Origin of the sequence: Pseudonocardia sp. (assembly GCF_029263155.1) — a bacterium.
Classification (GTDB): Bacteria; Actinomycetota; Actinomycetes; order Mycobacteriales; family Pseudonocardiaceae; genus Pseudonocardia.
In genome coordinates this window covers 1-10672 of record NZ_JAJCYB010000113.1, presented here as the reverse complement: position 1 = coordinate 10672, position 10672 = coordinate 1, and the positions used below count along the sequence as shown (strand labels likewise).

General features: G+C 72.8%; 12 protein-coding genes. 3 read left to right on the top strand and 9 right to left on the bottom strand.

Annotated features, from left to right (window positions below):
- Window positions 1-1223 (bottom strand): DAK2 domain-containing protein (locus Q1K26_RS24100; RefSeq protein ID WP_300017445.1); only part of this gene is annotated, 1223 nt, incomplete at its 3' end.
- A gap of 143 nt (window positions 1224-1366) precedes the next feature.
- Between Q1K26_RS24100 and rpmB the strand changes: the two genes are divergently transcribed.
- On the top strand, window positions 1367-1555 hold the full coding sequence (gene rpmB, locus Q1K26_RS24095) for a 50S ribosomal protein L28 (protein WP_300017443.1): 189 nt from the start codon (window positions 1367-1369) through the stop codon (window positions 1553-1555).
- A gap of 104 nt (window positions 1556-1659) precedes the next feature.
- On the opposite strand, the gene Q1K26_RS24090 is transcribed toward rpmB, so the two are convergent.
- Genes Q1K26_RS24090 through Q1K26_RS24080 form a run of 3 tightly spaced genes read right to left on the bottom strand, consistent with a single transcriptional unit; the run spans window position 1660 to window position 5389 of the window.
- Window positions 1660-2748 (bottom strand): SDR family oxidoreductase, encoded by a 1089-nt coding sequence (locus Q1K26_RS24090; protein ID WP_300017440.1) that lies wholly within the window; start codon window positions 2746-2748, stop codon window positions 1660-1662.
- Window positions 2745-4424, bottom strand: coding sequence for an AMP-binding protein (locus Q1K26_RS24085; protein ID WP_300017437.1), 1680 nt, complete (start codon window positions 4422-4424; stop codon window positions 2745-2747). Before Q1K26_RS24085 ends, Q1K26_RS24090 begins: the two co-directional genes overlap by 4 nt.
- Window positions 4421-5389, bottom strand: a complete 969-nt coding sequence (locus Q1K26_RS24080) for a cyclase family protein (RefSeq protein WP_300017434.1) — start codon at window positions 5387-5389, stop codon at window positions 4421-4423. The genes Q1K26_RS24085 and Q1K26_RS24080 overlap by 4 nt, the downstream gene beginning before the upstream one ends.
- 162 nt (window positions 5390-5551) lie before the next feature.
- On the opposite strand from Q1K26_RS24080, the gene Q1K26_RS24075 reads away from it, so the two are divergent.
- Window positions 5552-6418 (top strand): helix-turn-helix domain-containing protein, encoded by an 867-nt coding sequence (locus Q1K26_RS24075; protein ID WP_300017431.1) that lies wholly within the window; start codon window positions 5552-5554, stop codon window positions 6416-6418.
- 18 nt (window positions 6419-6436) lie between these two features.
- Here Q1K26_RS24075 and Q1K26_RS24070 read toward each other — a convergent pair whose 3' ends face one another.
- The 4 genes from Q1K26_RS24070 to Q1K26_RS24055 form a co-directional block, all read right to left on the bottom strand.
- The gene (locus Q1K26_RS24070; RefSeq protein WP_300017427.1) at window positions 6437-6652 is read right to left on the bottom strand and encodes a hypothetical protein; all 216 of its coding nucleotides are present in this window, start codon (window positions 6650-6652) and stop codon (window positions 6437-6439) included.
- A 76-nt stretch (window positions 6653-6728) separates the two neighbouring features.
- Window positions 6729-8129 (bottom strand): HAMP domain-containing sensor histidine kinase, encoded by a 1401-nt coding sequence (locus Q1K26_RS24065; RefSeq protein WP_300017424.1) that lies wholly within the window; start codon window positions 8127-8129, stop codon window positions 6729-6731.
- Entirely contained in the window at window positions 8126-8794 is a 669-nt protein-coding gene (locus tag Q1K26_RS24060) for a response regulator transcription factor (RefSeq protein ID WP_300017421.1), read from the bottom strand. Before Q1K26_RS24060 ends, Q1K26_RS24065 begins: the two co-directional genes overlap by 4 nt.
- A gap of 13 nt (window positions 8795-8807) precedes the next feature.
- A complete protein-coding gene (locus tag Q1K26_RS24055) occupies window positions 8808-9500 on the bottom strand; it encodes a hypothetical protein (protein ID WP_300017418.1) in 693 nt (230 codons plus the stop codon).
- A 139-nt stretch (window positions 9501-9639) separates the two neighbouring features.
- Between Q1K26_RS24055 and idi the strand changes: the two genes are divergently transcribed.
- Window positions 9640-10200 (top strand): isopentenyl-diphosphate Delta-isomerase, encoded by a 561-nt coding sequence (gene idi, locus Q1K26_RS24050; RefSeq protein ID WP_300017415.1) that lies wholly within the window; start codon window positions 9640-9642, stop codon window positions 10198-10200.
- A gap of 7 nt (window positions 10201-10207) precedes the next feature.
- Here the strand turns inward: idi and Q1K26_RS24045 are convergent.
- The coding region (locus Q1K26_RS24045) for an aldolase/citrate lyase family protein (RefSeq protein ID WP_300017412.1) at window positions 10208-10672 on the bottom strand (465 nt) is incomplete at its 5' end.

Genomic DNA, 10672 nt, shown 5'->3' with positions numbered 1-10672 from the left:
AGCACGGATACCCCGTCCACCGCGACCAGCTCGGACAGCGACGGCGCCCCGACCAACGCGACGACCCCACGGGCGTGCACGAACCGGCCGGCTCCGTCCGGTCGGTTCGGGTCGGCCTGATCGGTGAAGCGGACCACGGTGATCCGCCGCGGCCGGCCGGCCATCACCCCGGCCTCGATCGCGGCACCCACGTCGGTGCAGTGCACGTGCACGTTCCACACCTCGTCGCCCGGTGGTTCGCCCCGACCGGACGGCGTCGAGCCGCCCCGCGCGCCGACGGACAACCCACCCGAGCCCACCAGCGCAACCGAGTCACCCAGCTCGTCGAGCCGGGCGCGCAACCGCGCCACCCGCCCGGGGGTGCTTTCGGTGAGCAGGTACATCACCTCGTACTCGTAGCGGGTGGAGCCGCCCTCACGCTCGCCGACCAGCGCGTCGCGTTCCCGCTCCCAGCCCCGATGCCCGCCGGCGACCTGAGCCAGCGCCTCCACCGGCTCGGCCGCCCGTACCGGCCGCTGCTGCTCCACCACCGCGAGCAGTGCCCGCAGCAGCAGCAGCACGCCGTAACCGCCCGCGTCCACCACCCCGGCCCGGGCCAGCACCGGCAGCAGCCGAGGGGTGTCGGTGAGCGCCTCCCGGGCCCCGCGCACGGCGGCCGCGGCCACCGCCCCCAGGGTCGCCGCGCCACCGGCTGCCGCGCGGACGACGGCACCGTCCACCACGGCCGCACCGTCCACCACGGCGGTGGCCGACTCCGCGGCGCCGCGCAGCACGGTGAGCACGGTGCCTTCCACCGGACTGCTGACCGCCGCCCTGGCCAGCTCGTCGGACCGGTTCAGCGCCTCGGCCAGCGCCGGTCCGGTCAGGCCCGTGGCGCCACCGGTCAGCAACACCTCCGCGACCCCGCGGAACAGCTGCGACACGATCACCCCCGAGTTGCCCCGGGCCCCGCGCAGGGCACCGTCGGCTGCGGCGGCGGCCACCGTGCCCACCGGGGCCTCGCCGTCCGGTCCGGTCCGGCCGGCGCCCCCCCGGGCGACCGCATCGGCCGCCGCCCGCACCGTGAGCACGAGGTTGGTGCCGGTGTCCGAGTCCGCCACCGGGAACACGTTGATCCGGTCCAGTTCCGCTCGGCAGTCCTCCAGCAGATCCACCGAGAGGTCGGTCCAGCGGCGCACGGCGGCCGAGTCCAGCACGTCGAGCACGCCGGTTACCCTCCTCATGATGCCGTCCCGCCGAGCGTATCGACCGCCCCGGTGTGGTCCGGGCCGACCCGGCTCGCTACCCTGGAACCCGACATCCGGTGGCTCCACCGGTCCCGCGCCCTGTCAGAGCGCACAGAACATCGAACGCGAGGAGTTTTGACGTGGCTGCCGTCTGCGACGTCTGCGGTAAGGGTCCGGGCTTCGGCATGTCCGTCTCGCACTCCCACCGCCGGACCCACCGCCGCTGGAACCCGAACATCCAGACCGTCCGGGCCGCGATCCAGGGCACCCGTCGTCGGATGAACGTGTGCACCTCATGCCTCAAAGCCGGCAAGGTCGCCCGCGCCTGAGGCTGACCGGGCGCCTCGCGGCGTTCTCCCTCGCTCGCGTGCTGAGCACGCCACGCTCACTGCGGCCTTGCGATGCATCCCGCTCAGCCTCAGGTACCTGACGCTCACCGGGCCGGTGGCAGTACCCGGCGCTCCTGGAGCACCCTGAGCCAGTGCACGAAGGTCTCCTCTGTGTCCCGGACCTCGGTGAAGCCGGCCTCCTTGATCTTGACGGTGCTCACGAAAGCCGGCGGCGGCGGATCCGTCGCGCCGTAGGCGAAGCAGAAGTCCGCGTAGTGGTGGGACTCGCCGAGCAGCTCGGTCATCCCGATCTGCCGCAGCCCGTACTTGGCCACGATCTTGTCCCACCGGTCGGCCCGGGACGGCAGGAACTCCGCCAGCGACGTCGGCTCGTCCGGGCCGACCTCCACGCCGAGCGCATCAGCCATCGCCGGCCACAGGTCCCGCCATTCGAAGACCTCACCGTTGGTCAGGTTGAAATGCTGGCCGACTGCGGCCGGCGCCTCGGCCGCCCACCGGATGGCGTTCGCCACCAGACGCGTGTCGACCGCCTCCCACACATAGGGCGCCCCGCCGGGAAATCCGAACGGCCTGCCTTCCTCCCGACGGATCGCCGCGTAGGCGCCGATCACCGGTGGCAGGTTCATCACCACCCCGACGTTCGGGCCGACGATCAGCTGGGGCCGCATGATGGTGATGTCGAAGCCCGCCGCCGCTGCCTTGTCGGTCAGGTAGTCCTCTTGCAACCAGTAGAAGTTCGCGTGCTCGTCGCGCGGAAAGCGCTCCCGTGCGGGCACCCGCATCGGGTGCAGGTGGATGCCGTACGCCTTGGTGCCCTGCAGCAACGTCACGTGCCGCAGCGCGGCGACGTCCGACAGAGGCTCGATGAGGTTGCGCAGCATGTCCAGGTTGGTGTCCATCTGGTCCTGCTCCGTCCAGCCGGCGACCAAGCCGGGTTTCTCGAACACCGCCGCGTACACGACGTGCGTGACGTCGGCCAGCTCCCGGACCGCCTGCGCGCTCGCCGCGGCGTCCCGCAGGTCGATCGGCAGGTGCCGGTAGGGCCTGGCGTCGGAGACCTCGGGCCGGCGGCGGGACACCGCGACGACGTCCCAGCCGTCGACGAGGAACCGCTCCACGCACGCCGCGCCCACCAGTCCGCTGGCCCCGGCGACCAGAACGGTGCTCGTCATGACTGCTCGCTCGCTCGCAGCTCACGGCGCAGGAGCTTGCCCGTCACCGTCTTGGGGATCTCGTCGAGGAACTCCACCTGGCGCGGGTACTTGTAGGCGGCCATCCGCGCCCTGGTGAACTCGATCAGCTCGTCCGCGCTGACCGTGCAGCCAGGTCGCAGGCTGACGAACGCCTTCACCGTCTCACCGCGGTACTCGTCGGCCACACCCACCACGGCGGCCTCCCGGACCGCTTCGTGCTCGTACAGCACGTCCTCGACCTCACGCGGCCACACCTTGTAGCCGCCCGCGTTGATCTGGTCCTTCTTGCGGTCGACGATGTAGAACCAGCCCTGGGCGTCCATGTAACCGACGTCGCCGGTGTGCAGCGAGCCCCCCGGCAGGGCCTTCGCGGTCTCCTCCGGCTTGTTCCAGTACCCGGCGACGACCTGCGGGCCGGTGGTGACCAACTCGCCGATCTCGCCGACGGGCAGGTCGTTGCCCTCGTCGTCGACGATCTGCACCACGGTGTCGTAGACCGGCACGCCGACCGACAGCGCACCCGACGCCGGATCGACCGGACCCTCGGTGCCCATCGGCGTGCCGTGGCTGGGGGAGGTGGTCTCGGTGAGGCCGTAGACGTTGTGGATGTAGTGCCCGAACGTCTCCTTGAACGCCGTCACCGTCGACGGCGGGATCGGCGCGCCCCCGGAGAGGATCTTCGTGAAGGTACGCAGCGCGTCGCGGTCGGCGGCCGGGGAGTTCATCAGTGCGATGAACACGGTGATCGACCCGACGCTGAAGGTGGCCTGCTCGTCACGGATCGTCTCGATCGTGACGGCCGGGTCGAGCCGGTACATGAGCACCAGGGGTGCCCCGATCAGCAGCGAGATCGCGATGTGGGCGATCAGGCCGGTGATGTGGAACAGCGGCGCCACTCCGAGGACCACGTCGTCGCTGCTCAGGCCCACCCAGTCGCGGTAGGTCTGCGCGTTGAACACCACGTTGCGGTGGGTGGTCATCGCGCCCTTGGGCGGGCCGGTGGTGCCGGAGGTGTAGGTCAGGAACGCGATGTCGTCCGGGCCCAGCGCGACCGCGGGCGGGGCCTGCCCGGCGAAGCGCTCCAGCATCGTGGCCATGTCGAGGGTGCCCTCGCAGGCGACCCGCTCGACCCCGGAGAAGATCCGCGGCTCGTCCCGGGTCTGGTACTCCAGCTCCGAGGTGGTGATCACCGTGCGCACCGCGGTGCCCGGCACGACCTGCGCCGCGACGTCGCGGTAGAGCCCCTGCAGGCACACCAGCACGGTGGAACCGGAGTCGGTGAGCAGCTCGGTGAGCTCACGCCCCTTGTTCATCGGGTTGATCGACACGGCGATGCCGCCCGCCTTCCAGCACCCGATCTGGGCGATGAGGAACTGCGGCACGTTCTGCAGGTACACCGCCACCCGCTCGCCGGGGGCGAACCCGGCGTCGACGATCCCCGCGGCGAAGGCGTCGGTCAGCGCGTCGAGCTCGCGCAGCGTGATCCGACCGTCGAAGTAGCGGATGATCTCGCCGTCCGGGTCGCGCGCCACCGCGGCCCGGAACATGTCCAGCGCACTGTCGAACTCGGGCGTGATCGACGACGGCTGCCCCGCGGCGTAGCGGGCCAGCCACGGCTTCGACCCGTAGACGGTCGACTCCGCGGCGGTGGTCATCGGATCGCGACCGGGTTGACCGGGGCTCCCGTCCCGTTCACGACCTTCAGCGGCGCCGCGACGTAGAGGAAACTCCAGCGGCCGTCCGCGGCGCAGGCGTCGGCGAGCTCCTCGAACCAGGCGATCTCGGTCAGCGTCACACCCAGGTTGCGCATCAGCGCGCAGTGCAGCGGCAGCGCGACACCGGTCTCGGGGTCGAAGGTGACCTCGTTGGCGATGGTGTCGGTGACCAGGTTCGGGATCTCCCGCTGCTGGAACCACTCGACGAGCTCGCGGGAGTAGGTCAGGCCGGGCTCGCAGAACCCGTCGTAGAACTTCTCCTTGTCGTTGAGCTCGTACCAGTACTTCATGAACCCCGTACGGACGCAGAGGATGTCGTGCGGCTCGATGGTGACCCCCTGAGCGGCCGCGGCCTCCTCGAGATCGACGTGGGTGAACGTCTCGCCCTTGTCCAGCCACGGCTTGCCGCGATGGCGGGCCATGTCGACGAGCACGCCGCGACCGACGATGCCCTTCTCGGCGATCGGGAGCACGGTGGCCTTCTGCATGGCGTCGACCGTGGTGCGCGCGTCGTAGCCGTTCCAGAGCTTGCCGTCGTACCAGACGTGCCCGAGCGCGTCGTACTGCGTGGACCCCTGCAGGAAGATCAGTGCGGTGTCGTCGGCGTAGTGCAGGCCACCGGGGAACGCCGGCGCGCCGTCACCGTCCCAGGTCCCCTCGTCCATCACGTTCTGGCGCTTGATGCCCTCCCGGCCCGGCCAGAGCGGGTCGCCGGGCCCGTCGGTGCGGCCCATCTGGATCTGCAGGGTGAAGGTCTCCCCGGATCGGATGTGCTGCGCGCCGCGCAGGACCTCCTTGGTGTCGAGGTAGTTGAGGCAGCCGAGCTCGTCGTCGGGGCCCCACTTGCCCCAGTTGGTGGGCGCGTCGGCACCCAGGAACTCACCCATGGCGGGGGCATCGGACATCATCGTCTCCTCGGGATGAACACGAGCGCACGCGACCGAACGCTCGAACGGCAGGCGTTCAGTTGATGATGCAGGTCACCTGAATGGCCGTCAAACGGAGACGGCGTGCCTCGAACACGGTCGTCTGTTTAGATTATCTGAACGATTCGAGGTGGTGGTCGCATGGGTACGGACGACTCGACGCCGGGTGCGCAGGTACGCGCGGCCCGCACGGCCCGGGGGATGAGCCTGCGCACGCTCGCCCGCATCCTCGGCGTCAGCCCGGCCACCCTGAGCCAGGTCGAGAACGGCCGGACCGGGCTGAGCGTCGCACGGTTGACCCGCATCGCCGAGGCCCTGGACACGACGGTGCCGCAGATCCTGGACGTCGTCGCGGGCCCGGCCGCCCACCCCGACCCGCCCGTGCGGCCCCCGGAGCCGCCCGCGCCGGCCGGGGACTGGCGGGAGTACGGTCCGCTGGGGTTCGAGCCGGTGCTGCGTGCCGCCCTCGACGAGTTCCTGGCCATCGGCTACCACGGTGCGACCGTGCGCGGCATCGCCACGCGCGCCGGACTGTCGGTCCCGGGGATCTACCACTACTACACGAGCAAGCAGCAGTTGCTGGTCACGATCCTCGACCTCACGATGACCGACCTGCTGGCCCGGTCGCGGGCGGCGCTGGCGCAGGGGCGCGACCCGGCCGAGCGGTTCTGCCTGCTCGTCGAGCACCTCGTGCTCTTCCACACCCACCGGCGCGAGCTGGGCTTCGTCGGGGCCACCGAGATGCGCAGCCTCGCACCGGCCAATCGGCAGCGGATCGCGGAGGTGCGCACCGTGCAGCAGCGGATGGTGGACCGGGAGGTGGAGGACGCGGTGCGCGAGGGGCGGTTCCGCGCCGACCACCCCCACGAGGCCGCCAGGGCCGTCGTCACCATGTGCACCGCGCTGCCGACATGGTGGCGGCCGGACGGCGCGCTGGCGCCGGAGCAGGTGGCGCGCCAGTACGTCGGGTTCGCGCTGGAGGTGATGGGCGCCGGGCGTCCGGGATGAGCGGCGAACCGCCGACGCTCAGCGCCGTACCACGGCCCAGCCCCGCAGCCGGTAGGACGCGAGCCGGTGCAGCATCTCGTCCAGGGATCCCTCCGGGACCTGGCCGCGCAGCTCCCGGGCAGCCGCCGCGACCTCGCTGCCCACGACGTCGGGGGGAACCAGTCCGGCGAACTCCTCGGTCAGCGCGCGGGTCACCCCGCGCCGCCCCGTGGTGGGCGGGTCGTGGACGGGCATCGGGCTCCTTCCGGTCGTCGCTGGCACCGATCCTCCCCGATGCGGCGCCCGGGTGAGCGGTTTCGCAAGCCGATCGTCAGGGTGGGCCGGACACCGGCACGTCCAGCGTCACCGCCGTGCCGCCGGGGCCGGTGTCGACCGTGACCCGCCCGCCGTGGGCCCGCGCCACCTCGTCGACGACGGCCAGGCCCAGGCCCGAGGAGTCGTGCCCGCCGGAGGTGGCGCGCACGAACGGTTCCAGAACCCGTGCGGCGACGTCGTCGGGGATGCCCGGGCCGTCGTCGGCGACGGTCAGCGCCACCCGGTCGCCGGCGTGCTGGGCGGAGATGATCACACGGGTGCCCGGTGGGGTGTGCACCGTCGCGTTCACGGCGAGGTTGAGCAGCGCCTGCTGGAGCCGGGCGGGATCGGCGCGGATCGTCAGCCCCGGCGGGGGCAGCATCTCCACCTGGGGCAGGGCCAGCCCCTCGAGCCGCAGCTCCAGGTCGGCGAAGAACCGGTCGAGCGGCACCTCGCGGGGGGCCACGAAGTCGTCGAGGCCGGCCCGGGCCAGTGCGAGCAGGTCGTCGACGAGCCGCCCGACGTGGGTCAGCTCCTCCCGCACGACACGGGTGGTGGCGCGCACCCGCTCGGGGTCGGCGGCCCCGGAGCGCTCCAGGGTCTCCAGGTGCCCGCGCGCGATGGTCACCGGCGTGCGCAGCTCGTGCGACACGGTGGCCAGGAACTCGGTGCGGGCGCGGGCGGAGTCCTCGAGCCGCCCGAGCATGCGGTTGAACTCGCGGGCGAGCACCCCCACCTCGTCGGCGCGACGCGGCTCGGCCACCCGCACCGACAGCTGGTCCAGGTGCCCGGTGCGCTGTGCGGTGTCGGCCAGCGCGCGCAGCGGGCGCAGGGACCGCACGATCGCCAGCGCCAGCGCCGAGCCCCCGACGAGCATGCAGATCCCGGCCAGCGCACCGAGCGCGATCAGCGACTCGGCGGTGGCGTCGGAGATCGGCTGGGCGCGCCCCACCACCTGCACCGAGCCGATCACGGTGGCGTCGATCGTCACCGGCGTGCGCAGTGAGCGCAACGGGCCCGCGGGGCTGGGCAGCGTCTCGTAGCCGTCGACGGTGCCGGCCGGGATCGCGAGCGACCGCGCGGCGTCGGCCAGCTCGACGGGCGGGGTGGGGGACACGAAGACCGTCGTGCCGAGCCGGACGACCGTGAGGTAGGTGGTGCTGCCCGGGTTGAGCCGGTAGTAGTCGTTGACGGCCCGCTCGGCCACCGCCACGGTGGCGGTGCCGCCCTGCTCGACCGCGGAGGTCTGCACGGCGCGGGTGAAGCGGGTGAGCTCGCGTGCCAGCGACTGGTCGAGATCGCGCTGCCCGACCGCGCGCTGCAGTTCCACCGACAGCAGCAGCGACAGCCCCAGGCTGACGGCCAGCACGAGCGCGGCCAGCGCCGCGAGGCGGAAGCGCAGCGAGTGCACCTTCACCGGAACTCGGCGCTGCGGTACCCGCCACCCCGGACCGTCTCGATGACGTCGGCGCCGAGCTTGCGGCGCAGGTAGCTGACGTAGACCTCGGCGACGTTCGACCCGGGATCGTGCCCGTAGCCCCACACCAGGTCGAGCAGCTGCGGTTGCGAGAGCACCTGCCCGGGGTGGCGCAGGAACACCTCCAGCAGCGCGAACTCGCGGTTGGTCAGCGCTACCTCGACGTCGTCACGCCACACCCGCCTGCGGGGCAGGTCCAGCCGCAGCGGGCCGTGCGTGATCACCGAACCGGTCGTGGCCGCGTCGGCCCCCACCCGCATCCGGGCGCGGATGCGGGCCAGCAGCTCGGCGAAGCTGAACGGCTTGACCAGGTAGTCGTCGGCGCCCGCGTTGAGGTTGTCGACGCGGTCGAGCACGGCGTCCTTCGCGGTGAGCACGATGACGGGCACCGGGAAGCCCTGGCCGCGGAGCTGGCGCAGCACCTCCTCGCCGGTCAGCTTCGGCAGCATCAGGTCGAGGATCACCACGTCGTACTCCCGGCTGCGCGCGAGGTCGAGCCCGTCGCGCCCGTTGTCGGCGATCTCGACGGTGAACCCCTCGGCCGTGAGCCCGTACTCCAGGAACGACGCGATCCGCGCCTCGTCCTCGATCACCAGTGCCCGCACGCGTCACTCCCGGTCAGCGGACCGGCGGGGCGGCGTAGTCGCGGCCCGTCCGGCTGTCGATGTCGACGGTGAGCTCACCGTCGTCGATGTCGGCGTCGAAGTCGACGGTGCGGCTCGCGCCGTCGTCGCGGAACCGGATCTCGACCTCACCCTCGGCGAGCTCCTGCTCGTCGACGGTGGCGACCCAGCCCGCCGCGGCCTCCTGCCCGACGAGCAGCACCCGGTCGCCCGTCGCCTCGACCGTGACGCTGCCCGCGCCGGCCACGTCGTAGGTGACCGCGCCGGGTGCGGCGGGCGACTCGATGTCGACGTCGGTCTCGAGGCGGCCGTCGTCGACCTCCACGTCCAGGGACACCACGAGCGCGTCCCGGACGAAGGTCATGTCGATCTCACCGGAGGAGCGCTGGTCCTCGACCTGCCGCCAGCCCGGCTCGGTCGCGACGTCGAGCACGTCGATCCGGTCCCCGGCCACCGTCAGCGTGACGACGGCCGCCTCGCCCGCTGCGACGCGGTACTCGCCGTCGAGGCCGGGGGCGGCCGTGGGCGCCGGGACGCCGGGCCCGCTCCGGGGGATGACGTCGGCACCCGCGGCCTGGCCGAGGTCGACCGCGGGAACCGCGGGAGCGGGGGCGGCGCAGGCCACGAGGGCCAGGCTGCCGGCGGCGAGGGCGAGCAGTGCGGCGGTGCGGGTGGTCGGGGCCATCATCGTCGATCATCCTCCGTGGGTGGTGGCTGCGGGCACCGACCACGGTCCCGGCAGGCGCTGGGGCCGCCGTGAGCGCGGGCTTAGACCGCTCTCAGCGCCGGGCGCGCGGCGTCGCACCGGCGATGGCAGGCTGGGCGCCGTGCGCAGCGAAACCGACCGCGAGCAGGTGGTGCTCGTCGACGACGCCGGCAACCCCGTGGGGGTCGCCGACAAGGCCACCGTGCACGGGGTCACGACACCTCGGCACCTGGCGTTCTCCTGCTACGGCTTCGACGCGGTCGGCCGGGTGCTCGTGACCCGGCGTTCGGGGGCCAAGCGCGCGTTCCCGCTGGTCTGGACGGGCACCTGCTGCGGTCACCCGGCGCCGGGGGAGGACCTGGCCGACGCGGTGCGACGGCGCCTGCGCACCGAGCTGGGTGTGCGCGCGACGGACCTGCGCCTCGCGCTGCCCGACTTCGGCTACCGCGCCTCCGACGGCGGACCCGACGGCGGGATCGAGGAGCACGAGTTCTGCCCGGTCTTCGTGTGCACCATCGACGGCGAGCCGAGTCCGGCGCCCGACGAGGTGGCCACCTGGGAGTGGTGGACCTGGGACCGGTTCCTGGACGCCGCGGCGGCGGGTGAGCTGTCCCCGTGGGCGCGGCTGCAGGCCCCGCTGCTGGCCGGGATGGGTGACCCGCGCACGCGGCGGACCGGGTGAACACCGCTCAGGACGGATCCGGCGGGGCCGGGTCGTGACGGGCGGCCGTCAGGTAGGCGGTGGCCGCCGCCCGCAGCATCGCGGCCTCGGACAGCAGGGCCGTGAAGGTCATGCCCACCGTACGGAACCGGTGCACGTGCGCCGCCGACGCGCAGTAGATGCCGACGGGTAGCCCGGCCTCGCGGCAGGGTCCGACGATCTCCCGCAGCAGGGACTCGAACGCGGGGTCGCCGTCCTGGGCACTCAGCGGTAGCCCGGCGCTCAGCGCGAGGTCGGAGGGCCCGACGAAGATCCCGTCGATGCCCGGCTCGGCGAGGATGTCGGGCAGCGCGGCGACGGCCGCGACCGTCTCGATCATCAGGATGCAGGTCGGCTCGGGGTGGGCGGGGCGGGGCCCCACCCGGGGGGGGCCGGAGCTGCGGTGGGCCGCCGGCGGGTGGCGGGCCGACGCCACCGCCCCCCGGGCCGCCGC

Coding starts and splice junctions, on each gene's coding strand:
- Q1K26_RS24090 (WP_300017440.1), bottom strand. CDS start 2,748: ATGACGAGCACCGTTCTGGTCGCCGGGGCCAGCGGACTGGTGGGCGCG.
- Q1K26_RS24085 (WP_300017437.1), bottom strand. CDS start 4,424: ATGACCACCGCCGCGGAGTCGACCGTCTACGGGTCGAAGCCGTGGCTG.
- Q1K26_RS24080 (WP_300017434.1), bottom strand. CDS start 5,389: ATGTCCGATGCCCCCGCCATGGGTGAGTTCCTGGGTGCCGACGCGCCC.
- Q1K26_RS24075 (WP_300017431.1), top strand. CDS start 5,552: ATGGGTACGGACGACTCGACGCCGGGTGCGCAGGTACGCGCGGCCCGC.
- Q1K26_RS24070 (WP_300017427.1), bottom strand. CDS start 6,652: ATGCCCGTCCACGACCCGCCCACCACGGGGCGGCGCGGGGTGACCCGC.
- Q1K26_RS24055 (WP_300017418.1), bottom strand. CDS start 9,500: ATGATGGCCCCGACCACCCGCACCGCCGCACTGCTCGCCCTCGCCGCC.